At 43.5% G+C, this 24,948-nt stretch carries 26 protein-coding genes; 9 read left to right on the top strand and 17 right to left on the bottom strand.

Going from position 1 to position 24,948, the window contains the following annotated elements:
• Positions 1–306 precede the first annotated feature (306 nt).
• The 6 genes from MHI37_RS09560 to MHI37_RS09535 form a co-directional block, all read right to left on the bottom strand.
• Complete coding sequence (locus MHI37_RS09560) at positions 307–1,929, bottom strand: response regulator (RefSeq protein WP_256710704.1); 1,623 nt, start codon at positions 1,927–1,929, stop codon at positions 307–309.
• 3 nt (positions 1,930–1,932) lie between these two features.
• Positions 1,933–3,717 carry a histidine kinase gene (locus tag MHI37_RS09555; protein ID WP_076339622.1) on the bottom strand — a complete coding sequence of 595 codons (1,785 nt, stop codon included), beginning with the start codon at positions 3,715–3,717 and terminating at the stop codon, positions 1,933–1,935.
• A gap of 31 nt (positions 3,718–3,748) precedes the next feature.
• Entirely contained in the window at positions 3,749–5,089 is a 1,341-nt protein-coding gene (locus MHI37_RS09550) for a sugar ABC transporter substrate-binding protein (protein WP_256710703.1), read from the bottom strand.
• A 235-nt stretch (positions 5,090–5,324) separates the two neighbouring features.
• A complete protein-coding gene (locus MHI37_RS09545; RefSeq protein ID WP_076339621.1) occupies positions 5,325–6,578 on the bottom strand; it encodes an MFS transporter in 1,254 nt (417 codons plus the stop codon).
• Positions 6,579–6,836: 258 nt separating this feature from the next.
• Positions 6,837–8,159 carry a HAMP domain-containing sensor histidine kinase gene (locus MHI37_RS09540; protein ID WP_076339620.1) on the bottom strand — a complete coding sequence of 441 codons (1,323 nt, stop codon included), beginning with the start codon at positions 8,157–8,159 and terminating at the stop codon, positions 6,837–6,839.
• Position 8,160: 1 nt separating this feature from the next.
• The gene (locus MHI37_RS09535) at positions 8,161–8,847 is read right to left on the bottom strand and encodes a response regulator transcription factor (protein WP_076339619.1); all 687 of its coding nucleotides are present in this window, start codon (positions 8,845–8,847) and stop codon (positions 8,161–8,163) included.
• 173 nt (positions 8,848–9,020) lie between these two features.
• On the opposite strand from MHI37_RS09535, the gene MHI37_RS09530 reads away from it, so the two are divergent.
• Both MHI37_RS09530 and MHI37_RS09525 read left to right on the top strand, forming a co-directional pair.
• On the top strand, positions 9,021–10,055 hold the full coding sequence (locus MHI37_RS09530; protein WP_076339618.1) for a DJ-1/PfpI family protein: 1,035 nt from the start codon (positions 9,021–9,023) through the stop codon (positions 10,053–10,055).
• A gap of 20 nt (positions 10,056–10,075) precedes the next feature.
• A complete protein-coding gene (locus tag MHI37_RS09525) occupies positions 10,076–10,711 on the top strand; it encodes a DUF2306 domain-containing protein (protein ID WP_076339617.1) in 636 nt (211 codons plus the stop codon).
• 152 nt (positions 10,712–10,863) lie between these two features.
• On the opposite strand, the gene MHI37_RS09520 is transcribed toward MHI37_RS09525, so the two are convergent.
• From MHI37_RS09520 to MHI37_RS09500, 5 genes are all read right to left on the bottom strand, one after another.
• Entirely contained in the window at positions 10,864–11,046 is a 183-nt protein-coding gene (locus tag MHI37_RS09520) for a DUF2524 domain-containing protein (protein ID WP_076339616.1), read from the bottom strand.
• A gap of 243 nt (positions 11,047–11,289) precedes the next feature.
• Positions 11,290–11,832 (bottom strand): DinB family protein, encoded by a 543-nt coding sequence (locus MHI37_RS09515; protein ID WP_076339632.1) that lies wholly within the window; start codon positions 11,830–11,832, stop codon positions 11,290–11,292.
• Between the two features lie 68 nt (positions 11,833–11,900).
• Positions 11,901–12,848: a YafY family protein gene (locus MHI37_RS09510; protein WP_076339615.1), complete on the bottom strand. Its 948-nt coding sequence runs from the start codon at positions 12,846–12,848 to the stop codon at positions 11,901–11,903.
• A 77-nt stretch (positions 12,849–12,925) separates the two neighbouring features.
• Positions 12,926–14,164, bottom strand: coding sequence for an ATP-grasp domain-containing protein (locus MHI37_RS09505; RefSeq protein WP_076339614.1), 1,239 nt, complete (start codon positions 14,162–14,164; stop codon positions 12,926–12,928).
• A gap of 182 nt (positions 14,165–14,346) precedes the next feature.
• Positions 14,347–14,613 carry a hypothetical protein gene (locus MHI37_RS09500; RefSeq protein ID WP_179090323.1) on the bottom strand — a complete coding sequence of 89 codons (267 nt, stop codon included), beginning with the start codon at positions 14,611–14,613 and terminating at the stop codon, positions 14,347–14,349.
• Between MHI37_RS09500 and MHI37_RS09495 the strand changes: the two genes are divergently transcribed.
• Positions 14,560–14,784 (top strand): helix-turn-helix transcriptional regulator, encoded by a 225-nt coding sequence (locus MHI37_RS09495; RefSeq protein ID WP_076339612.1) that lies wholly within the window; start codon positions 14,560–14,562, stop codon positions 14,782–14,784. The two genes, MHI37_RS09500 and MHI37_RS09495, sit on opposite strands and share 54 nt — an antisense overlap.
• Positions 14,785–15,347: 563 nt before the next feature.
• Here the strand turns inward: MHI37_RS09495 and MHI37_RS09490 are convergent.
• On the bottom strand, positions 15,348–15,866 hold the full coding sequence (locus tag MHI37_RS09490) for a GNAT family N-acetyltransferase (protein WP_076340035.1): 519 nt from the start codon (positions 15,864–15,866) through the stop codon (positions 15,348–15,350).
• A 243-nt stretch (positions 15,867–16,109) separates the two neighbouring features.
• Between MHI37_RS09490 and MHI37_RS09485 the strand changes: the two genes are divergently transcribed.
• Positions 16,110–17,420, top strand: coding sequence for a GHKL domain-containing protein (locus tag MHI37_RS09485; protein ID WP_076340034.1), 1,311 nt, complete (start codon positions 16,110–16,112; stop codon positions 17,418–17,420).
• A 420-nt stretch (positions 17,421–17,840) separates the two neighbouring features.
• On the opposite strand, the gene MHI37_RS09480 is transcribed toward MHI37_RS09485, so the two are convergent.
• Both MHI37_RS09480 and MHI37_RS09475 read right to left on the bottom strand, forming a co-directional pair.
• The gene (locus MHI37_RS09480) at positions 17,841–18,362 is read right to left on the bottom strand and encodes a GrpB family protein (RefSeq protein ID WP_076340032.1); all 522 of its coding nucleotides are present in this window, start codon (positions 18,360–18,362) and stop codon (positions 17,841–17,843) included.
• Positions 18,363–18,763: 401 nt separating this feature from the next.
• On the bottom strand, positions 18,764–19,192 hold the full coding sequence (locus MHI37_RS09475; protein ID WP_076340030.1) for a hypothetical protein: 429 nt from the start codon (positions 19,190–19,192) through the stop codon (positions 18,764–18,766).
• Between the two features lie 720 nt (positions 19,193–19,912).
• Here MHI37_RS09475 and MHI37_RS09470 point away from each other — a divergent pair.
• The 4 genes from MHI37_RS09470 to MHI37_RS09455 all read left to right on the top strand — a co-directional run bounded on the left by MHI37_RS09470 (position 19,913) and on the right by MHI37_RS09455 (position 22,638).
• Positions 19,913–20,368 carry a MarR family transcriptional regulator gene (locus MHI37_RS09470; RefSeq protein ID WP_076340029.1) on the top strand — a complete coding sequence of 152 codons (456 nt, stop codon included), beginning with the start codon at positions 19,913–19,915 and terminating at the stop codon, positions 20,366–20,368.
• 128 nt (positions 20,369–20,496) lie between these two features.
• A complete protein-coding gene (locus MHI37_RS09465) occupies positions 20,497–21,057 on the top strand; it encodes an NAD(P)H-dependent oxidoreductase (RefSeq protein WP_076340028.1) in 561 nt (186 codons plus the stop codon).
• Between the two features lie 136 nt (positions 21,058–21,193).
• Positions 21,194–22,219, top strand: a complete 1,026-nt coding sequence (locus tag MHI37_RS09460) for an LLM class flavin-dependent oxidoreductase (RefSeq protein WP_076340027.1) — start codon at positions 21,194–21,196, stop codon at positions 22,217–22,219.
• Positions 22,220–22,341: 122 nt separating this feature from the next.
• Positions 22,342–22,638 carry a hypothetical protein gene (locus tag MHI37_RS09455; RefSeq protein ID WP_144023828.1) on the top strand — a complete coding sequence of 99 codons (297 nt, stop codon included), beginning with the start codon at positions 22,342–22,344 and terminating at the stop codon, positions 22,636–22,638.
• A 63-nt stretch (positions 22,639–22,701) separates the two neighbouring features.
• On the opposite strand, the gene MHI37_RS09450 is transcribed toward MHI37_RS09455, so the two are convergent.
• The 3 genes from MHI37_RS09450 to MHI37_RS09440 all read right to left on the bottom strand — a co-directional run bounded on the left by MHI37_RS09450 (position 22,702) and on the right by MHI37_RS09440 (position 24,117).
• Positions 22,702–23,166, bottom strand: a complete 465-nt coding sequence (locus tag MHI37_RS09450; protein WP_076340025.1) for a hypothetical protein — start codon at positions 23,164–23,166, stop codon at positions 22,702–22,704.
• A gap of 159 nt (positions 23,167–23,325) precedes the next feature.
• Entirely contained in the window at positions 23,326–23,658 is a 333-nt protein-coding gene (locus tag MHI37_RS09445) for a DUF3221 domain-containing protein (protein ID WP_256710730.1), read from the bottom strand.
• Between the two features lie 129 nt (positions 23,659–23,787).
• On the bottom strand, positions 23,788–24,117 hold the full coding sequence (locus MHI37_RS09440; RefSeq protein ID WP_144023827.1) for a hypothetical protein: 330 nt from the start codon (positions 24,115–24,117) through the stop codon (positions 23,788–23,790).
• A gap of 417 nt (positions 24,118–24,534) precedes the next feature.
• Between MHI37_RS09440 and MHI37_RS09435 the strand changes: the two genes are divergently transcribed.
• Positions 24,535–24,927, top strand: a complete 393-nt coding sequence (locus MHI37_RS09435) for an IS110 family transposase (protein WP_256710729.1) — start codon at positions 24,535–24,537, stop codon at positions 24,925–24,927.
• Positions 24,928–24,948 lie beyond the last annotated feature (21 nt).

Below are 24,948 nucleotides of genomic sequence, written 5' to 3'. Positions count from 1 at the left end.
ATTCATTTTTCCCGCTCCCGCCTTGCCTGTAGCGAGGTGAATGCACTTTGAATTACTGCTGCATGAACAATATATCAAAAACAAATCCGCACTTATTTCACAATGCTCAGGATCGTACTTTCAAAGTTTTTGGTTGTGCAGGATGGCGCGGCAAGCGACACAAAAAAAAAGATGACCCGGCATTTCGGGTCATCTTTCTAAAATTGGCATCCTGTGTCGCTGTCGAAATGCGGGTCTGTATCGATATAGCTGGAATAGGCTCTCCGATTAGACACTGAAGACGCTTATTGAATCGCCATGCCGGTACTATGCTTTAGATTGGTTCTGCTCCCGATATTCCTTAGGGCTGAGGCCATAATACTTTTTAAAGGAAGTGCTAAAATAGCTTGAGCTCGATATCCCGACAAGCATCGCGATATCCGTCAGCTTGAGGTCGCTTAACGCGAGCAGCTCACCCGCTTTCTTCATCCGGAGCCCCGTCAAATATTCGCTGAACGTCACACCTACATGCTGCTTGAAGAGCCCTGAAAGATAGGTTTCATTCAAGTGAAACATCGACGCAAGCGAGGTCAGCGCAAGCTCGTAGGAGAAGTTGTCGTCTACGTATTTCTGAATGGCTTTGACGATAGACTGGCCGCTCGAGGAACGCGTCTTAAGAGCTTCGTTCATCACGAGGCGAGCAAGCTCCTCCAGCTGATCCAAGATTTGCTCCCTGGAATGGAAATCCCCGATTGTCATCTGGCAATCCCATAGCCGTTTTTGCAGGATCGCTTCACCTGCTTCATATTTTTTGGCAATGGAATGAAAAAGAAGCAGAATGCGTGATGCGATAAAGGTAAACGAGTACATGGGAAAATCAACGCCGCTCGGAATAATTCGCTCGAGTAGAGATGAATAGGCTTTATGATCGCCATTCTCCACGGATACGACCAGCTGCCTCTCGAGCTCCGGAGAGAATGCCGCAATCAAATCCTGCACCTGCCGACTGCCCACACCGTTCGTCCCATGGATGGTGCTGCGGCTCCAGGAGAGCATGCTCGAGGAATAGCCGTTTTTAAATTGACGGACACCGTTAACCGCTTCTCCTACGCCGATAACAGAGTCGAGCTTCAAATACTTGTGTATGTTCGTTTTCATTAAGTGAACCAGACTCTCCGTTGCATCGATGCCTTCCATTCCATTTGAATGGACTTGCACCAGAAAATGCATCATAGACGGGTGGCTAGCGTCATAGAACGGATGTACCTCGGGAAAGGTGCTCGCCGTTTCTCGGCATAACATCTGGAATGCCATATGCAGCAAGTCCAGATGGCTTCTTTCATCGCCAAGCCTGCCAGCCGGCACGCGCATTTCCACCGTTATAAACCGAACTAGAAGTTGCTCATCGATTAACGCAGACAGCTGCAGCTGCTCTAATCGTTCCTTTATGACCAGCAGGCTGTAGAAATCCTCTTTCACCATCCGAAGCAGTATCTGCTCCTGCAAGGCAAGCAGCTGCTCCTTTCTTTGCCGCAGCTCGGCTTGCTGCAGCTGCTTATCCGTCTGCTGGGCCGCAACTTCTGCAGCGAGCTTCTCAAGCAGAGCAGCCAGCTCTCGCCGTCCAACCGGTTTGAGCAAATAATCCCTTACGCCGGCCTGTATCGCTGCTTGCATATAGGTATAATCCGAATATCCGGATAATACGACGATCTTGAGTGACGGATATAGTTGCTTGCACGCATTTATGAGTCCGATACCGTCCATCTGCGGCATCCGAATATCGGTGAGAAGAACTTCGGGAAGCTTGTTTTGCTTCAGGAAGGCCAGCGCCTCCTCGCCGTTCGATGCTTCCGCCACGATTTGAAATCCGTATCCCTGCCAATCTATTTTTGCTTTTATGCTGTTTCTAACTCCCGCTTCATCATCGACGATCATTATGCTGTACAACATCTATCACCCCTTAACTGCGGGAATGCTGATTCGAATTTCCGTACCTTCTCCGCGAGTTGAATCTATGCTGACCTCCAGCTGTTCCCCGTAGTAAAGACGGCAGCGTGAAAGTACGTTTCTTAGGCCGATGCTGTCGCCTCCGCTGTTCAAAATATCGACGGAATCGGCAGCGCTCAGTTCCTTCATCAGGTGCTCGACGAGATCCGCGTCCATGCCGATACCATTATCGGCCACGGTCATGCAGAGCTTGTCCTGCTCGCGTTTGACACGAAGCGAGATTTTAGCGACGCCGCTTTCCTCCAAGCTGTATTTAACAGCATTCTCCACGATTGGCTGTAATATGAATTTGGCAATCAATAGCGAGCCCACCGCCAAATCCTCCTCTATATCCACTTGGAGCCGATCCTCGTATCGCAGCTGCAGAATGAATAAATAATCGCGGATATAGTTCATTTCCTCTTTCGCTTTTACCAGATCGCTGTTTAAATTAAGCGAGTAGCGCATCATTTGGCCAAGCGCTTCCGTCGCATCCATTAACACGTCATTTTTTTTCATGGCAGCAAGACCGCCAATAATTTCCAGTGTGTTATTAAAAAAATGCGGATTGATCTGCAGCAGCAGTGCCTTGTATTCCGCATTTTTGCGCCTAAGATTCGTTTCGAACTCCGTCTCGATAAGAAACCGCAAGCGAGTTGTCATATTCTCGAACACTCTCGTCACATAGCCCACCTCGCTATGACCGGTCCGAACCTTCGGCATGATGCTAAACGCTTGGGCAAACTCCCCGCGCTCCACATGCTTCATTGCTCTAGCCATCGCTGTAAGCGGCCTTGTAATGCCAGATGAGAGCCAATAGGCGACTAAAATAATTAGCAGCAACAGAATCAAGCTAATAAACAGCATGGTACGCCGTATTTGCTCGATTTTGACGAACAGCTCCTTCTCGGGCACCTCCCCGATCACGTACCAGTCCTGCTCTTCAAAATAGCGATAGAATAGTAGATACGTCTCCGAATCTCTTTGTATGGGAAATACTCCGCTTGCTTCATACTCTTTCGCTGCCTTAATTTCTGTTAGCCCCGTTGATAGTACCATGAGACTGTCCTCCGGTAGCTTCTGGTCAAGCACGCTACTTCCATCCGAAGTCAGCAAAAAAGCTTGGCCCGTCTTGCCGAAGCGGATTTTCTCAATCGCGTCCCGAAGCACCGAGGTTGGATAATTGATTTTAACGATTCCCGACTTCGTAAACGATTGAAGCTGTACCAAAGGAAGCAAAAAGCTGTTCACCAATCGGGCTTTCATGATCGTATCCGCCTGATCGGGGTCGGAATGCGCCTCCGTCCAGCGCTTATCCTCATCTAGAAACCGATTGTACCAATCCTGCTCCAAATACGTCCGGTCCTGTGTCCATATCCCGCCCGTAAAATCAGAAAAAACCCCTATCGATATGCCGCTCGAGTTATTGATCGAGTAGGAAGATACATACTCCATAAGCTCCTGCTTGGCAAGAAGACGCTCCTCTGCTGTGCTGTCCGGACTCATTTGAGCCGTAATCCACTGCTGCGTTACGCGGTTGCTCATAACTTGATTGCCGATTTCCTCGACTTGCGTCATCGAGGTGTTGACATGCGACCCGAATTGCTCAATAGTCTGTGACGTCGAGATTTCTATGGATTGTCTAATCAGCTTGGCCGACTCTTCGCTAAGAACGAACACAAGCGTAATAAAGGGTACAACGAGCAATAACGAGAACGCCGCCATCAGACGGCTTCTTAGTGAGAAAAACATCGGGCAGCCCCCACTCTGTCTACTGGCTTGATTATTTGGATATGGCTACGGAATCATTGTATGCCTTGTCTATCGTGCTGATCGCAGCTTGGACGGCCTCATCCAAATTACGTTTCTCGAGCGCAACTTCCTCGAATAAATTTTTCACGGCCTCCGAAACCTGAGGGAAAACACGCGTAATCGGGCGAGGCCTGCCGTATTTCTGGTTTTGGATGACGAATATGTTTTTCGGGTATTCATTCAGCTCCGTAAACTCCTTCGCAACCGAATATCTCGCCGGAATATCCCTAGTAATGCTCGTGTACAGCTTTAAGCCCTCATAGCTTGTCATCCAGTTCACGAACAGCCATGCTTCTTCTTGATAGTTGCTCTTCTCCGAGATGCCTAGTCCCCAACTGCCATTGGCAACGGCCTGTCTTACCTCTTTAGGCAGCGGGGCAACATCGAAATCAACGCCCAGCTTAAAGTCAGGGAAATTTTCCGCGATGTGGGACAGAGACCAGGTTCCGTCGATCGTAATGCCAAGCTTGCGGTTCGGAAAGGCATCTACCGGATACTCAAAGGACGCTACCTTATGTTTCGTGAATAGCTCCGTATAGAACGTCAAGGCCCGCTTCGTTTCTGGAGAATCCAAATAGCCCTTCGCCGAGGTGCCTTCCGGATTCATAACGTCACCGCCAAATTGCCATATAATCGGATACTTAAAATAAGCAGTTGCCCCCGCGTTTTGGAACCCTTGGGCAGGGTCGATCCCGTAGATACCTCGATCTGGGTCGTTGATCTTCTTCGCAGCATCAAGCACCTGCTCCCACGTCCACGCTTGATCGGGATCGCGTGAGGGCAACGGAATTCCGGCAGATTCGAACATTTTTTTATTATAAAACATCGCGATGGATGATTCCGTCATAGGCGCCAAATAAATATGCTGCCGATAAGTATACCCTTCGATCGTCGTTTGCGGGATATCCTCGAGATGCCCGTCTTTCTGAAAAGCATCGGTCAAGGGGCTGAGTGCACCTGCTTCTGCGTAGGAAGCGAGGTTCGGAGCATCGATGGCCATAATGTCAGGCGGATTGCCCGCCGCAACTGCGGTCCTAAGCTTCGTATCATAATCGCTATATGGGAACGGCATCATCACGATTTTGATCGAGGGATGCTTGGACATGAATGCTTCCAGCAGCTGATCATAAGCGGCATTCTCTGCTTTGTTTCCTGAATTTCTCCAAAAAGTAAGCGTTACCGTTTTTTGTTTCGCAGCTTTATCCAGCTGTCCATTTCGATTTGAAGAGTTCTCTTCATTCTTCAAACAACCCGTTAAAAGCATCATTCCAAGCGTAATAATAAAAAAGATGGCATGATTTTTCCTTTGCACGGATAACTCCCCTTTGCTCATGAAGATTGTTTGCAATAATCCATCCATTTAGAATAACAGATTCGACGGCAGAAATACTTATAATTATCTCTGTATTCAAGTTTCAATATTCTCTGCTTCCTAGTTAAAATAAAAAAACTTCAGCCCCTCTATAGAGAGGCTGAAGTTTTAATAGACAGCTGCTTATTTATACTGTTTTTTCTATGCTTTCCTTTAATTCCGGTTGAAGCCGTTATTATTGCTCTCCCGTTTGCTTCTCCTTAATCAGTGCAACCGATACATATTGCAGCGCCGCCATAGCAAACAATACGATAGGCAGCCATACCGACTGCAAATCACGAGCTAGAAAAATAAGCAGCGTAATCGAAAATACTCTTCCAACGTTTAGAAACAGCTCACGCATGACGACCGATTCTACACGCAGCTGTCCTTTGAGCGGCAGCGTACCGATTAACCGATAATAGTAGGAGGTTAACGTATTAACTGCAAGCGGATTACAAATCGAGAATAAAATCATAAATATGGCGACCGACCAGAATTGCACTTGGAACAGCAGCAATGCTGAACCGATAACAACACCGGTAGTAGACAGCAATACATATTTACGAACTTGCTCCTTCTGTGCTTTCCTTGAAATGACATACCCGGTTGCAACGGTTAGCGATGAGAAAAACACACCCAAGTAGCCTACCCAATCCTCGCGCCCAACCGTTTGGTACAGCATAATATTGGGTAAAAAAAGCATGATCCCTTGGAAGAGTCCCAGCACGAAAAAGCTGTACAGCGCTTTCATCCAGCGCCGATTTTTATTCATCACCAGACCCATCAATTTCAAGTAATAAGCTTTATGATGGGATTGAATCATAGGAATGCGGAAGCTTACAATAGCTGCTATTAGAAACATAATGAATGCAAGCGTAAAAATAACAATATACCCTTGCAGCCCTTCGCTGCGCTGAATAATAAACCCGGCAAGCGCAGGACCAGCGAGTCCAGAGGAATTAAATACAATCATATTAATAGCTAGAAACCGTATGCGATTGGCTTCTGTAGACACATCATACTGGATAACCAAATAGCCGGTCCAATAAAAGCCTGCTGCAATTCCATTGAAAATAGCAAACCATATGTAATATTGTGCCACATGCTCCTGAGCGATGACGACCATCAAATAAAAGATAGCAATCATTACGATGCCGAGGCGATACGTAACCATTCGATCACGCCGTTTAGCGATCCAGCCCCCTAATGCAAAAGCTGGCGGCGTCAGTATAAACACGATGATGTTATAAATCCCATTTACCGCTAAATCCTGTGTCAAACGCCACAAATATAAATTTAGAAACAGGCCTGACATCGATGCGCCGAACTGAAAGCAGCAATGAATAATTAGAGCAGTAACAGCGTCCTTGCTTAGCCTGCTCTCTGGAGGAAGCGCTGTGCCTTTGAAAAGGTTGAATCTGCTCCAAACTCTTGTGCCTTTCCTCATCCTTAGCATCCCCCGCAGCTCATCATCTGGTAAATATTTCTCTTCATTCATTCTATCATAAGAAAACATTATAATATTGCAGCGAGAAAGCGCTCTCTGCTTCAAATTAACGGCTAAGCTTGCATCTGGGTCACATAAAGAATCGTATTCGTTGATTTCATCGATTGTTCGCTTGATTAAGGTTATAGGCCAGACTTGAAAATGGAAATCTTAATCAAACGCCTAACCATCACCATCATCCGAGGCGGTTCAAGCATTTCATTTTGCAGCTATCCAGCCCGACAGGAGGGCTCCACCCTCAGAATGGTTACCTGCAGTAAGCTCGCCTCCGTGACGCCTAATAATTTTTTGTGAAATCGTCAACCCTAATCCGCTGCCCCCCGTTAACCGATTCCGGGATATTTCACCGCGATATAAAGGTTCAAATACATGCGGCAATTCTTCCGAAGAGAAGCCTGGTCCACTATCACGAATCGTAAACTTTACTTTATTGCCATCTTTATAGCACATGGCAACAATTTCACCATCGGGTGGTGTGTGTCTGACCGCATTATCCAATAAATTATTCATGGCGCGTTCTAATAAGTGTGTATCGCATCTAATGATGCAGTCGTCTGTAAATTGACTGGAAATCGTAATCTGTTTTTGCTGAGCTAGCGGACTCAGACTATCCATTGACTTCCGAAGTACGAAAGTCAGATCAACCGTCTCGTTGTTTAGCTGCGTCTCCAAATAATCCATCTTCGTAAATGAGAATAGGTCCTCTACCAGCCGATCCAATTGTGCCGATTTTTCCTTGCAAACCGTCAAATATCTCGAGATTTTCTCAGGCGATTGAGCAATCCCTTGCTCCAGACCATCCAAATAACCTCGCAATGCAAACAATGGTGTTCGCAAATCATGCGCGACGGCCGCGATCACGAACCTTCGTTCCTCTTCGAGTTCCACTTGCTTCCGACTAGATGTTTGAAGTCCCTTCACCATCACTTCAAACCCATCGCGCACTTCGGCGATTTCCGTGATTCGGGATGCTGGCAACCGTACAGCCCAGTCACCTGCCGCAATTTGTCTGGCTGCAAGGCTCATTCTCTCAAGTGGCTTTAGGAGAAACCTTCGCATTTCAACAGCAACTATAAAAAATGCCAGCAATAATCCCGCAAAAATCGAAATGAATTGTACCCTATGCGTCTCCGGCAAATAGATGACAAACTTTCCGCGTAATTGACCGTCCTCCAGGACAGAAAACCGTTCGGTTGATGTAAAAGCGCTATGGCTATCTGGATTAGACTCATAAATTACCTGATCTGACGCATTTAAAATAACAGCATCCAATTTCGCTTCCTGCAATCGGGCTTGCAATTGGTATTGCCAATTCGGATCCGTCCAATTGAACGTGTTCGATTCGATTAGGCGAACCGTCTCCGTCAACTGATCTTGCAGAGCTTCGTTTGGCGACTGGCTATTTGCGAAACTGAACGTATTAGTCTCCAGAAAATGAGCGGCAATATAGAAGATCCAAGGCAAGGAAAGAATGAAGAAGAAACAAAGTAAAGTAAATGTGCGAATGCGAAGTGTCTTCATCTTATCCTCCCTCAAAGCGATACCCGACTCCCCATACATTGACTAGGCAGCGCGGTTGGTTAGGATCGGGTTCAATTTTGTCTCGAAGCCGGCTGAGGTGTACCCGAATCGTATGCCTATCGCCCACCCCTTCCCAGAACCTATCCAGTAATTGTTCATAGGAGAAAACCTGTCTAGGATGTTCTGCAAACAATTGCAGCAGCTCAAATTCCTTCGGTGTGAGCTCTACGCGCTCCCCTTCCACCATCAATTCTCTTGCAGTCAGATTTATTTTAATGCGTCCATAATCCAATATTCTTTCATCCATTCGCTGCTGGGAAGCGGACCGTCGCAATACCGCTTTAACCCTGGCAACAATTTCACCGGGGGAAGCGCTTTTGACAATATAATCATCGCCGCCAAGAGTCAGTCCTCGAATCTTGTCCACATCATCGCTGCGGGCGCTTAAAAAGAGGATCGGAACGCTGCTCTCCTTCCGAATACGACGGCATAACTCGAAGCCATCCTGCCCCGGCATCATGATATCCAGAATGATACAATGCACGGTGCTTTGCTCAAACAAGGCCCAAGCTTCCGAGGAATCGCAAGCGGTTATCACTTGAAAATTATCGTTTTCCAAAAAGTCTCTCAATAATTCAACGATACTAAGATCATCGTCTACGACGAGTATCGTTTGCATTACGCTCATGGGTATCCCACCTTCCCATCCAGTTTATCATTTTTTCTACCGGAGCAATCGACTTCCGATGTTTTGTGATTATTTGTTTATTGTTTTGTGACACTTTCACAACCTGGATTGAGATATTCCGTTGTTATGATTCTACTACGAACAAATTTTATTGAAATTAGGGGGACTTATTTATGTTACAGGTTCAAATTGTACTGTTTGACGGCTTCGATCTTCTGGATGCAATAGCACCTTACGAGGTTTTTAGCGCCGCCGTAATGATGACTGATAACGCGATAAGCGTGGAGCTTGTCACCGCCGAAGGACCTCGGTTCGTCACCAGCGGCATCAATGGGTTGAAAATTGAGGCGAGCGGCCGTTTGTACCCGGAAGTGCCGGGCATTATCCTTTTGCCTGGCGCATCCGGTGACCTCGAAGGAAATGGACCTGACTCCATCCCGGCTATTCTAGGCCGCGCCATGAATACGGCATTAACAGATTTGATTGAACAGGCGCTCGGGCAAACCGACATCGTGGTCGCTACCGTATGCGGAGGTTCACTGATACTGGCCATGGGAGGATTGCTGGAGGGCAGACCAGCTGTAACGAACCATCTGGGCATGGATTTACTCGGAGCAACTGGAGCTGTTCCCGTCACGGCACGCGTCGTGGATGACGGCAATCTGGTGACCGGCGGCGGCGTTACCTCTGGACTCGATGTCGCGCTGTATCTAGTGGAGCGTCAACTTGGGCCGCAAATCGCGCATGCGGTAGAGGAGTTATTCCAATACGAACGAAGAGGAACCGTTTGGAGAAAAGCTGGAATTGCGCCTAACCATCCTAAAACATTGGAAAGCGACGAACCGAATGTCGTGGCAGACACAGCGGAGAAGAATGGCGACGCAGTGGATAATCCAGCTACACAGGCATCTGTCTTCGATGGGGGTTGGGATGCGACAATCGCTACTCCAGTTGGTAAGCTCCTGGTCAAGCTCTCGATATCGAATAGGAATGGCATGATACAAGGAACAGCAACACAAGGGGACGAAACGATTGAAATGTTAGACCCCGTGCTTCAGAAAAACAAGCTTTTCTGGTCACTTCGAGTCACGCGGCCTATGCGCTTAAATCTGAAATTCGAAGTTTCCGTAGAAGGCGATCACATGACCGGAATCGCTAAGGCCGGCATACTTCCGGCATCTAAATTAATAGGCAATCGGATTTTCTAATGGGAAATAGGTTGGATGACATGAAAAATCGGAACAAGCTATTCGGAGTTTTAGTCAGTCTCAGTATCCTGTTTATTCTGTATGCCTTAGCGAAAAATTATTTCATCGATCCAGAGGCTACGGGTTTTCTAAGCCATAAAACCGGACTTAAACGCCCGATTAAACTCCCGGTCTGGTTAAACGTGATGTATGTGCATGTCGCATTCGCATGTCTGGCCATGGCCTCGGGGCTACTCAATTTCTCTAATCGTATTTTTAAAAAAAGCCGCAAGCTGCATCGTATGAACGGATATGTATATATCGTATCCGTCCTTCTTGTCGTGATCACCTCCGGCTATATGGCGCCTTATGCAACTGGCGGAAAAATCAGCAGTATGGGATTTAATTTGCTCAATATGATTTGGCCGATTATTACCATTACAGCGCTTGTCCAAATCTTAAAGAAACGCATGATCCGCCACCGGAACTGGATGATTCGCAGCTACGCCTTTTGTTTTACGAATATGGCGATTCATCTTATCACTCTACTTTTTGAGCAGGGATTCGGTCTCGGTTACGCTGACAGTTACACTATTGGCGTCTACGGATCTATAGCGCTGCTGCTGTTCATTCCTGAAGTCATCATTAGAACGATCTATAAATCCAGAGAGAATTAGATACACTTCTTATCTAAATATGGAAAAGTTTATAGGCTCTTGTTGTGAATAAAGGACAATAATAAATATGATTACACGTTTAAAACAACGAATCCCCTGCTTCACCACTTAATCGGGTAAAGAAAGGGATTCGTTGTTTATTCAAATTCAGGCTAATGGGTGATATCACATTTGTTTAATATGAACGAGATTTGATTTTCGAGACGATTGATCGTTTCTTGTGATTCATTGTCTTCTACTTGCTGTTCACGAAGCGATTCGAGCTCCTGCTTGAGTTGATGCAAATCATCTCCCGCATTGGCACAATCATAGTTACTCTCAAGGTTATTGAGCATGCTTTATCCTCCATTCGATAGGTAGGTGTTCTTGACTATTATGATGGATTTCCATTAATTTATTCATTTTCCTTGGATGACTAAGCGATTGCCGTCTTTCATGTTGCAAATTGAACTATCGGTACTCGTTACTATAACGACAACTTAATTATTCTTGCTATATGATTCGATCATCTCGGCTGGGTGATTATAATTGTTAGAGATCTGCTCATTGCATACCTATAATTCCCTTCCTTTTCTAAGTTAAGTAGCTTCCCGCAGCAATCCTTTTTTTAAACGGTCCAGCTGCAGAAGATGATGACGGTAGTGCATTTCAACAAGCAGAAACCATTCCTCCGCACACAGTCCACCGAATCTTGGATGAGACACTGTATTTTGTTTGGACATTTTCTCAAGGGCAGGTTCAATCTCCTTCATTCTCTGGATGACAGTCTGTAAGCCTTGAATGAGCTGCTCTTTGTTTTCCGGCTGCTCTGGCGTATATTGAGGGGAAGGCGGAACATGAATACGAATGGGCGGGAAGCTTCCTTGAGCAAATATAGCTGCACCAACCTCGGTTTTTTCCGTTGGAGATATCAGAGGATCTTGGCTTGGTATCAGGCTTTGATCAATATTGCGAAGCTGCATATCAAGCGCCGATCTAATGAGATGCTGAAACATCTGTCCGATCGACCACTCGTTGTCACTTTGTTTATCCCTCAGCTGCTCTAGACTGAATTGATCCAATTCATGAATATAATGTGTCGCAGTTTCCTCAAATCGTTGTAATGCTTCCTTTGTTGTAATCATCTTGTATCATCGCCTTTACTCATCTTTTTATCTAAGTATACAAAAACGCTACTGACACCATTATGTCAGTAGCGTTTTAACATTTTTTCTATTTCATTTCTAATTTGATGTCGGAAGGATTCCGGTTCCAGCACAACCACTCCGCCACCCCAACCGAGCACCCATTGCAGCAATTCCTCAGGCTGTCGAACGCGAAAGGTCACCAGCATCCCTTCCGGATGGTTCTCTATGGTTTCTGTATAGAAGTTGTTTGATTCCCTTACCTTATCAGCAATATCCGGCTGGACCTGGATGCGCACAAGGATGTTGCGATCGTCTGGCGGCTGATATACATTCAATTGAAAATCTGCTGGCAGCATAAATCTTTCTTCCAGATCGATTAGCTCCGTCATCCGTGACAACCGGAAATGCCGGATGTCTTGACGCAATTCACACCATGCAATGAGTACCCATGAACCTTGGTGAAGCACAAGTCCATAAGGAGCAACCGTACGAACACTTTGGCGGTTCCCATCCACTTCGGCGATTCTTTTGGAATAGCGGAAACTGATTTTCCTTTCCTCTAATATCGCTCGACGAATCGCTTCCAAGTATGCCTTCTCTTGCATTCGTACTGCACCCTCAGCAGAAGTGAGCAACCGAAAGCTCTTGCGAATCCGGGATGCCTCCTTGCGGATCGGTTCCGGCAGGATAGCTTCAATCTTCCCTCTAGAGGTTCGAGACTTGCTGCCATAGTGGATATCAAACCAATGCTCGATAAAATCTGTTCCGATGAGTAACGTTACTGCTTCTTCAACCGTGAAACTGACTGGCGGCAGAAAATACCCCTCCATTAAGGAGTATCCCTGTCCAGGTGCCCCTATCACGGTTACGCCAGCTTCACTCAAAGCCTGAATATCCCTGTAAATGGTTCTCACGCTTGTTTCAAATGTAGCGGCCAAATCCTCGGCTCGTAACACTTCATTACGCTGCAGCTCAAGCACTATAGCTAATAAACGATCTGTTTTGTTCATGCTCTAAACCCTTTTCCGAGAGATACACACTAACCTATTGAAAATCAACCGGTCCAGACTCTCATTATAATCGATGGTTACAGCTTGTCCTTGTTAAAATAATATCGCCGGAAATTATTTATATGTCCGAAATAATACCTTGAAACTCTTAAAATACGCTTCAAGTTCAGGTCCTTTTTATACCAAAGTGATTTGAGCACTTTTTTCTGTTTGTACAGCTTATTAATTTCATCAGATAATGCCGGTTCAGTTACATATTTTCGCAATACGACTTTCGGTACATTTGTCCAAAGGGCTGTTTTGTCACTATATACGCAGTCTTCGTCTTTGCCATAGACAACATTATCTATCAGCGCAGCTATCATATTAAGTCCAGCTGCCCTGACAAAAAAACTACTTCTGCCAAGTCGCGGATTAATTTCGAACATCATATATTTGCCTGTTCTGCTGTCATACTTCATATCGATATTGGAAAAACCGACATAACCGATCTGTTCAAGAAATTCCTTTACTTTCTGATAAATGTCCATATCTGAGCGACAAATAATCGCAGCGTAGTTGCCAAGTGTTTTCGGCGCATATTCCTCAAGCACCGGCTGGCCGAGACACATCATTTTCACTTTCCCGTTATCGTCAGAGTAGCTATTGATGACACGCATCGAACTATCCCCGCCAGGGATAAATTCTTGTATAATTAGCTTTCCTTTATAATCGGAAGTATTCATGTTTTTGACCATTGATAAATACTCGTCCTTAGTGCTAAAGAAAAACACCTTCTTTTTGCCTTCAAAATGACAATGTAAATATGCGTAGGCATTGCTGTTTTCGGGCTTTACGACGATTGGATATTGAAACTCCATTTGTTCCAGCGCTCTTTCACGCTCATGCGGCTCACAAACAATCGTTTTCGGATAATCCAGTCCATATTTTTCACAAAGTTTATAAAATTTATCTTTTGTATCAAACGTATCAAGCAAAGCCTCAGAAATAAAATGATTCTCGATAAGCCCTTTGAATTTGCTATAATGCCGTGACAACATGCCCGCATAATAATCCGAGCAAGGAATGACGACTAGTTTTCTGTTCGGAGCGATGTGTTTTTCCAATATGGAGAGCAGAGCACCCGGAAACACGTCCTCATGGTCAAATCGATCGATTTGAATGAGATCAAACAATTTGCTGTTCATCGTTGGAATTAACAGCCGGCTGCACAGCAGCAGTGGCTTGATCTGGTAAGTCTCATGGATAAGTCTAACGTTTCCATATGCATTTTCATCGCTGCCTAGTATAATCGGTAAAAAATCGTAACTATTCATGTTTTCTCCTTATTTAACCTGTTCTACATTCATTACTCTTATTATATCAAAAAAATATCTACATTTTTCTTTCGTCATTGCATTTGTCTGGAAATACTTTTCGAAATGATAATCTCTGAAAATATGATTAAAGGTTCGACCAACTAGCTCCTTTTTCTTCATATGTACCTGCTGCTGCCACATTAAGACACGCGTGTCAGTCTAACGGCCTGATAAATCTTATCCGGCAGCTCAATAATCCGATAAGCCGGATGGTGAATGCCACAGTATTGGAGATAGTACTCTCCTTCAATTCCAATGGTTGGCACATCGTATACCTCAGGGATCGGCTTATAGTTTTCGGGTGCTGTCTCCAGAATCGTCTGCAGAAAGCGGATCCGCATCGGACTGTCGCCATGCAGCTTTTCAAGCAAGCCACCGGACAAACCTTTAACCGTTATGTGCAGCATGTCCGCATTCAGAGAAGCTGCGTCATGCTGGAGACGACGGACCTGCCCGTCAACGAAATCGTTGGACGTATCGGCTATACCGATCTAAAATTTTTCCATGCCCTGTTCCGCAAGCTGACCGGGTGTACCCCTCTGCAGTATAGAAGCAAGGCTCTTAAAATCGGCGAATAAATCAGCCTCACCATCGATTTCATTCATCCTCTACAAACAGAGCAGCCCATCGTTCCTTTTTCGCATCCTTCACGGATTTCAGAAGAGCCCAATCTTGTTTGTTAATTCTAAATGCCTGTCATGATTTTAAATCCTCCTTTAACCTAACGATTTGTGAGCACTTACGCAGGTCGCTGCATAAATCTGTTCGTTAGCGGAACAAAATCACCCTTACAGGTGATTACACATCGCAGACGCGTCAGCTCGGACTTCTAACGGAAACCAGAGACGCTAAATCGCCTATATATGTCGTTTCAAGATTGTAACGGAAACACGGGCCTCTATTCGTACAAAAGATACACGATATCGCTTCATTTCTGCGTAATAGCGTCTCCCACTTCCGTTAAAATGTGACGCTAACCAAAAATCGCACTTTAGCGTCTCTGGTTTCCGTTAGCTTTCGTTATCCCCTCTCCGGCTGCTGGAGCAGCATCGTTATTAACAGGTTCGGAGAATCCATAGTTTCCTATACAACGAAAAAGGCTGCCGATTTATGCCAGCAGCCTAGTTCTCATAATTTTCGCTTACGAATCCGAAATTTCTTTTTGCATAATAAAATCATCCATGACAAATCCATTCCCGATATCCGCTCTTTGTTCTCGTACGATCTTGAAGCCTTTTTTCTCATATACCGCAATAGAGGATTCGTTATAACGATTGACCGTTAGCCAAATATGACTTAGATTTCGGTCTTTGCACAACTGCTCAAGGAATACCGACGCTTGGCTTGCATAGCTGCGTCCCCTGTGCTCCTTTCCTATATAAAACTTGCTCAAAAAGAGCTTCTCCTCTTCTTGTCTGACTGACATATAGCCGACCGCAGATCCATCGTGCTGGATAAAGTAATATTCGTAGCCCTGATGATTGATCTGATCCTTAATCGCTGGAATCGTTTGGTATTTGCCAATCATGTATTCAATCTGCTCTATCGTAATAATGGATACATAATATTCGCGCCATATTTCTGCTGCCAATCGCGCAACCTCAGCGATTTCTTCCACTGTATTCACCTTTGGAAATATAAGCTTCTCATATGATGCCATACAAATTCCTCCCAATATAAAGATCACTAGTACTCCTCATTATGGTAGCACATACTGTCAGTATCCTGCCGCTCATATTATAAAGTCATCATATCTTTCTGGTAATAGGCTTCTTGCTTGTAAATTTAATGATGTATTTAATAAAAATTATCCTTATAATTGTTTATAGACATTAATTCTAACGATTTGATACATTGTTGCCGATATTATTTGATTAAGTAATAGAAGAAAAGGAATAGGAAAATGAAACTAAAAAAATTATTTATTAACAAAAGAATTATATTTTTTATAGTTATTTCAATTATTATATTTAGCGTTCTAACTAGCTCAAAGTTAATTATTTCTAACTATTCTACTGGGAAATCAGCGCAAATAGCTCTTGCTAAACAATACATTACGATAGCTGAGGATATTGCTAATGACCTCGATAAAGATCTATATCAAACATGGTTAACTAATAAGGAATATGATGAAAATAGACAAGATATAAGGCGTTTCTTAGAACAATATCGTGATCCAATAAACGCACTTTACGTCTATATATTAATGTTGGACGAAAGTGATATTTCTAAAGTAATGGTAGCCGCCCTTCCACCTGGTGTGGATGATTTGCCAATCGGCTTAATATGCACGGTCCCTCCTGTTCAGGTTTCACAAGCAAAAGCTGGCCAAAGTTACTTTACGGAAATTGTTAAAGATGAACATAATGGTACCTATCTGTCTATTGGCGTACCATTCTATAATGGGGATGGAAAAATGATAGGCGTTGTTGGGATTGACATCGACGCTAATGATTTAGAGCTGGTAAGTCAGCAAGTTGTCCAAAGCAATGGAAATGTTTTAGGAATCGATATATTATTTGCAGTCACCTTATTAATTGTTGTGTTCATTTTAAACAAATGGTATAAGTTCCGTTTGAAGCTGGACTTACAGGAATCAGAAAAAATATATATTTCGGAGCTAAGTAAAGTGATCGACACCATTAAATCCACTAGACACGACTTAATGAATCATCTTCAAGTTCTAAATGGACTTATGGATTTAAAATTATATGATAAAACTAGTGATTACTTAAAAAGATTAACAATCGAATCCAAAACTTTAAACTTATCCTTGCGAATTAAAAACCCGATATTGCTGGTTCTGTTCCAAAGTAAATGGGAATTAGCCCAATCCAAAAATATACAAATGAATTTTGAAACTGATTTAAATGATTTTAGTGGAGTAGAGTCTATGGATCTGGTAAAAATCTTTGCCAATCTTATAGATAATTCAATTGAAGCAGTTGAGACTTATAAAGGAGAACAACCTAAATTCATTCGTGTTATTTGTAAATCAGACGGCACGAAATATCTATTTGCTGTTGAGAATACTGCTGAGCTTTCGAGTAATGAAGAAAAGAGCTTATTCCAATATGGTTTTACAACGCAAAATAATACGGATGGTTTGAGGGGCAACGGTTTAACGATTATTAAAAGAACGGTTGAGAAATATCAAGGCGATATCTATTTCCAATACGAACAAGGAAAGCTGCTAATCCAAATTACGATTTAGAATCAATGGTGTCGATTGCCGAAATCTATGATCCAATTTGAAAGACATCAATTACGGTTTTACCATCAACATCATATAGTGGGATATCACGACCACCCGGAGGTCTACTTTTCTGTATGGCCAATGCTTCCTCGGGCGTCTTTGGTTGGTCACCATCTAAATCTTTTTTTAGCTCATATCCCTCTGTGCCGTCTGCTGCTGAACTTTTGATTTTTAGGAAAACTAGAAGCATGTACAGAGCACGCGCTTACTAGGAGTGGTTTAGCTTCCAAACCGTAGTGTGAATTGGAGGGTTATTTGACTTGCCGATTTTAACTATAACGTAAGATTTAAGGTCATTTTAATGGTAATCTTGACAAGCCTTTAGCTGGTATAGGTTAATAACTTTCTGGATCTACCCTTAACACCAATATCTTTTTGTTATCTAAGAGACGAAGCCCATGTCATGGACTTTTCTACTAGCTCATTAACAAAAGATTCCTTACCTTCTTGGTATTTATGTGTGTCATCTGGAAACTCATTAGCTAATTTCAGTTTCAGTTCTCCGTACTTTTTTGCGTCTTCAGAGTGTGAAAGTAAATATCCTTTAAAGTTTAAATGCTGTTGAATGTTTATATTCCCAGTCTGGTATATATGCACGTGATGGGTTCTACTACTCCCACCCTTTGTAAAATACCGTCTTCCTACTATTCCCTGCTCACCTCGAACAGAATAACCAATATCAGCCATTTTTTCGTTACAGAGATCAACCCGCTCTATGTCTTTAACGACAAGCAATATATCAATAATTGGTTTTGAATAACCAATTTGAGGGACAGATGTACTTCCAATATGATAAATAACAATCATTTCATTAATAAAAATCCGACTAATTATATCTGATTCTATGGCGTACAGCTCATTCCACTTTTCCGTCCAAGCCACTATTTCTGTCTTCCGCATAAGTCCCTCCTACATCTTATAATCAAAATAATAAATAATGCGGTAAACGCATACCCCATTTTTACATATAGTGAAGTAATTTCATAAGGAACCATGAGTTTATCAAAAAATACAAAATAGCCTAAATACAAAACATACACAATTGTACATACTGTAATGATATCAACGATACGTTTTATGATTTTTTTTGACATGCACTCATCTCCGCCAATTAATTAAATAAAAATCGATATAAAATGTGCATTGCAACAGAACTGATGACTAATAAGTCCTACCCTGGCATGTGAGTATCAACGAAACCTGCCAATTAGCTTAATAAGAAGAGCAAGCCACAGTAGCACTTGCTCATGATCAGTGTACCTTTGTCAAATACGCACTTCTCTTTTATGAAAGCGTTGGTCTTAAATTTCCTCTTGATAAACTTTTAATTCAAGGAGAAAATTACGGCTAATTGGAATTAAAAATTCCTTTAATGATTCAACTGTTGTAAAAAACAAAGCAAGATTATCATCAGTATCATACGACCAAAGTGACTTTTTCAATGACCTTAATTCATCAACAGGAGGAAATGTATACTCACAATGTAATTGTTCCATATGCGAATATTCGCCTTCTTCCTCTATTGTAAACTGACGGACAAAATCGAAATAAAATAGTTCAGTTCCAGTAAAATTATAAACACCACACTGAAATAATAATGAAGATTCAGCACATTCAACCTCTACCTTAGCAAAGGTCTTAAACGTGTTCCAAATATTCAATATATCATCAGCATTTATATTTCTAATCATTGCTTTTAATTGGTTTTCAGCTTCTTTGACATTTATCATTAAACCCTACCTCCCATATATAAAATCGTACGAACTACGATAACTCTCCATAATTTAGTTATTCGTGAGATGAGTTAACTATCCTTCCCGTTTGCAAAAAGAAGCAGCCGATCATTGTGGTCAGCTGCTTCCATGTTTTTATTAAACTATCGTTACCCGCTAGCCTAATAATGCTTTACTATTGAATCTCCTTCTCTTGAAGTTGGTCACTTAAAATAAAGTGAGTAAATCTTTGTATAAATTGTACTCTAATCATTCCATCATTATAATTTTTTTGCACCACTGAAATCACCTACACCCCATGCTCCAGCATGTATTTTATTATTGTATTAAGAGGTACTTTTCTCGGTCCGCCGCAATTCATAAGAAACCAAAGTGAATGATGCCATTGCGCGTCATTTCATACCCTTCAAGTCAATAATGGCTCAATCTTTAAGCTAACGAATGGATTAGTTACATTTGCAGAGAGGTGTTCCTTTCGATCCAATTGCAAACTGCGATAAGCCGTTCTGAGGATACGAAAGAAGTGGAAGAGAGTTGACAACCATTTACCCTAATGTTAGGATATATTTATCCTAGTTATAGGATAAATTCGTTTTGCAAAAGGCTTGAATGGATAAATAACGGAGATGGGGTAAAATAGTAAAGTTTCAATTCGGAATGAAGTTTTAGAACTTGGAATTCTGATGCAGATATTGCCTATGAGGAGAAGGTGTTTGGATGAAACAAGCGGACGAGAACAGCGAACTTGACCTGAATTTGTTTCGGGTATGGGCTAAAGCCACAAAAACGCTGTTCGATAATTTTAAGCGTGACATTGAAAGCCATGGCATCAGCCAGGATCATTTTATGATACTTGAGTTGTTATATAACAAAGGACCGCATCCCATCCAGCGAATTAGCGAAATATTCGCGATTCCAAGCGGAAGCATCACATATGTGGTGGACAAGCTAGAAAAGATAGGCTATGTACGGCGACAACCGAGCGTTACGGATCGACGTACGTTGAACGTAAATCTCACCGAAAGCGGGGAAGCGCTTTTCAATGAAGTTTTCCCTAAGCATGTCGCGACGATTTCACGAAACTTCTCGTTTATCGACAACGAAGAAAAAACGCGTATGATTCAGCTGTTCAAACGGATAGGTCTGGGTGCTCAAGGACTTAGAGAGGAATAACGAACATCGCTTGACAGAAGGTATGATATAACGGCGGCAGCAAAGCAGACTTTGCTTGGCGGACTGAATGTCGAATTACTTAATTTAACGCTTACTTCACATAATCGTAACTAATTGGAGGAATTTAAATGCTAAAAATTGCTGTTATTCTTGGAAGTACTCGTCCTGGTCGCAATGGGGAAGCTGTCGCCAAATGGGTTCACGAGATTGCCCAAAAGCGTGGCGATGCGGATTACGAGTTGGTAGACATCGCGGATTTCAATCTGCCGATGTACGATGAACCGATTCCTGCGTCCATGGGACAATATACGATGCCGCATACGCAGGCTTGGGCGGCAAAAATCGCGACCTTCGACGGATTCATATTCGTTACACCTGAATATAACCATGCTATATCCGGCGCACTGAAGAACGCAATCGATTTTATCTACGGAGAATGGAACAACAAGGCGGCCGGTATGGTCGGCTACGGCGGTTCGGGCGGAACGCGCGCGGTAGAAAGCTTGCGGACGATTTTGTCCGAGGTTCAAATCGCCCATGTCAGAGCGCAAGTTGGTTTATCGTTGTTTACCGATTTCGAGAATTATTCCGTATTCAAACCGGCAGCGCATCAAGAAAAATCCGTAAACGCGATGCTCGACCAGTTAGTTCCCTGGACCAATGCAATGAAAGCGGTAAGAAGCAATTAATCCGACGGGAAATCGAGAAATACCCAATTGCGGCTAACTCGTAAAAACGGCTGAAACTAACGTTATTTTATCCGTTTTTACGTCTCTAATATCGAATTCTGAATTCTAGACATACTCAAGCGCTGGAGGCTTAAACATGGAAATAGGTATAGATACTTTTATCGAGACGACTCCGGACGTACAAACCGGCGAAACGATAAGTCATGCGGAACGATTGCGGCAAGTCGTCGAAGAAATCGTCCTTGCGGATCAGGTAGGATTAGACGTCTTCGGCATCGGAGAGCATCATCGGAAGGACTTCGCGGATTCCGCTTCTGCCCTGGTGTTGGCGGCAGCCGCGCCGATAACCGAAACAATTCGATTGACCAGTTCGGTTACCGTGCTCTCTGCCGCCGATCCCGTGCGCGTGTTTCAGCAATTCGCCACGCTCGACGGTCTTTCTAACGGTCGTGCCGAGATTATCGCGGGACGAGGCTCCTTGGTCGATGCATTCCCTCTGTTCGGTTATGATTTGAACGACTATGAAGATCTCTTCGATGAGAAACTGGAACTCTTGCTAAAACTAAGAGATTCGGAGAAGGTGACCTGGCGAGGAGGCCATCGACCGGCCTTTAAGGATCTAGGCGTGTATCCGCGTCCCGTTCAGAATCCTTTGCCGGTATGGATCGGCAGCGGGGGAAATCCGGACTCGGTCATACGGGCAGGGACGCTTGGGCTTCCGCTTGTTTTGGCGATCATAGGAGGGAACCCCCTGCGATTTGCTCCGCTCGTACCACTCTATAAGAATGCCGCTACCCGCGCGGGACATGATGCGTCGAAACTGAAGATAGCCGTACATTCACTCGGGTTTATTGCGGAGAGTACGACGGAAGCGGTCGATAAATTTTTCCCTCCGACTCAGGCTTTTTTGAATTCAATGTCTAAAGAGCGCGGGTGGGGACAATATAGTCGTGCGCAATTCGACGCGGAGTGTAGCTTGGAAGGCGCATATTACGTGGGCGATCCCGAAACGGTCGCCAATAAAATCGTTCACATGAGCAAACATTTAGGCTTCTCGCGATTTTTTCTCCATTTACCGATCGGCACAATGCCTCATGAGGACGTTATGAAAGCCATTGAACTGCTAGGAACCGAAGTCGCTCCGAGAGTTAGGGATCGGTAAAGGATGGAATTGTTGCTATTCCGGAAGTTCTGGCATCCGATCCCTATGCTATAATGGAAAGCTTGCTCATCCGCTGGCAATCGGATGAGCAAGCTTTCTATTTCGGAATAGGAGAGACGGCGATGCGTATGTTGGGGGCGGGACTGCCGCGTAAACATTTTCGAGAAATTTATTTTCTGATTTTTCTGGCGATGATCGTCCAGCTCACCTTATTCGCTTCCATCGCCTACCGGAACGAGCAGAAAGCGCTAACTGACAACGAGTATGAATCGAACAAAAAGTTCCTATCGCAAATTACGTTCAACATCAACTACATGGACCGGATGATCGCCAACTCTGCGCTTTCGATGTATTCGGACCAAAATATCCGCTCAGTCAGTCATCTATGCGACCACTGCAGCGCCTGCTCATCCATGTGAGTCATTCAACGATCTTAGTTCAACGAGTATCTATGCATATAAGACATTAATTTAAATCTTAAGTTATAAATCTTGAAGTGCAGTTTGAATTACATTGCCAAACTTCGGATGTTTTGTTGTATGGCTGAAGTAAATTTCCAACACGTTTTTTTGCACATAATAAAATGGAAATGCCGCCAATTTAGCGGTTTCAAGATGCTCTTTAAACGTAGCAGGTCCATTCATGCTAACTTGTTCTGATTCGAAAATGTAAATATAGATGTTCTCAAGCTTGGCTACATCTTCCAATGGGTTTCCAATCGTAAACGCATATGGTTTCACATCGTTTAATACAGTAAGCTCATCATCGAGTTGCCCCATAGAAAACAACTCAGCACCCCGTGCTTTCAACGATTGAGTGACATCCTCCATTGTTACATGGTTTTCTTTTTCTTCAACATTTGTGATACCTGTTATAAGACTTTCGTTATTCATGCACCCTGTAATAATGAAGCACATTATTAACAGTCTTATGATAATTTTTTTCATAATAATCCCACTCCACAGCAGTCATGACGTTTGGAGATGGAGGTAAGTTGCAAAAAAAGAAGGAAGATTCTATTCTGCTAACTTGCCCGTTAGTTGAGAAAAGGCTGCCGAACGGCAGCCTTGACGTTATTGAACTATCGTGTCCCGTAAGCGGAGTTCCTATTTCTTGATCACGTCCGCCGACGCCTGAGCTGGATAGGATTGGTCTATCGCCCCGTTAGAGATATTTATGCTCACTTGGTCACCTACCGAGACAGCATCGAAACCTTTTTTGTCCACTGAAAGCCAGATTGCATTCGGCTGAGCGTCTTCCAATATTTCGTTAAGTGGTGCTTCAATATTATCAACCCTGTCACGCACCACTAGGACTCTACCGTTTTCTTTTGCAACAACAAAACCCTCTTTATGATTCCAACGCTCGTCTGATTCACTATTATTGTCGGATGAACATCCTGTTGCCAGAACAAGTACGAATACGAGTAAAACAAACACTTTTTTCAAAATGATATCCCTCCAAGTTAAGTATTACATAAATATGAACGAGTTGAGAGGAGAATTGGTTGCAAACGAGAAGTGATGTAAAATCATGCTAAACTGCCCGTTAGCTTAATGAGAAATTTACTAACCCTCTATCAATTCCCTTAATTTGTTTGCATGAATTACTGGAATTTCATAACCCTCATTGGTATTTTCAAGGTCCACCAATAGCCCTTTCATATCCCTATTTGTACCTAATGAAAGATGGAAAGCTTTTGTTGCTTGATCTTGAAATTTCACCTCCAAATTGTATTCTGCTAAATAATTAATCATACCCGGCATTTTCTCTGCACTATCTAAAGCAGTTTTGAAAACTTGAAATGATTCGAGATCATTGAATTGCTGATCTGTGCATTCATTTGTATTATCCTGCCGACTACATATCAGATTAACGAAAATTCCATCGTTGTCCAAGATAGAGTCCTGGTTCTTCTCGTTACATCCAAGGATAATAATTAGAGTTAACAAGAAGAAGGTAATTAAATATTTTTTTACAATAATCGCCTCCTTAAACCTATATCTGCAGACGTAAAATGGAATAATAAGGTTTCACTTTATTTTAGGGGCGTTCCATAATCCTGCCCATTCGTATTACGAGGTCACCAGATCTTTCTGGTGGACCTCATTTTTGTGTGGTCGTAAGATAGCGGTAGCCGGGGATCGAACGATTCTGCCCGTGGGACCTTGGATCCCGAGAGCTATTCTGTTCATCCCCCCTTACTTGTTCAACCATGGTTAGGCTGGCTCAGACCTTGATCCCGTATCACATGCGATAGTGTGGAAGACAAGAAGGTTAGGGGTTGCCGGTGAAAATACTACAGGAGCGAAGTCATGAATCCAGTCATTGGTTTAGATGTGTCCAAGGGAGAGAGCCATGCACAAGCTTTTTTAGACCGTGGAGTCCCTCATGGGAAGACCTTTAAATTTAATCATGATCTAGAGGAATTATCGTCTTTTCTTCATTATGTTAGAGCAGTGGAATCAGTTGCAGGGATGAGCCCTTGCATTGTAATGGAGGCAACAGGCCATTATCATAGCCCTGTTGTTCAGTTTCTGGATGAGTACCAGTATCTGTACATCGTCATTCATCCGTTAATCTCATATGAAGCTAAAAAAACCAATCTGAGACGAGTGAAGACGGATGCCGCAGATGCCCATCAACTAGGGCATTGTATTATAAAGAAGAGTTTGAACCTATCAAAAAACGGGGTCAGCATCTCATGAACTTGCGCTATCTCACGCGCC

The sequence above is a fragment of the Paenibacillus sp. FSL H8-0548 genome, assembly GCF_038630985.1.
Classification (GTDB): Bacteria; Bacillota; Bacilli; order Paenibacillales; family Paenibacillaceae; genus Pristimantibacillus.
This window is presented reverse-complemented; position numbering and strand designations above follow the sequence as displayed.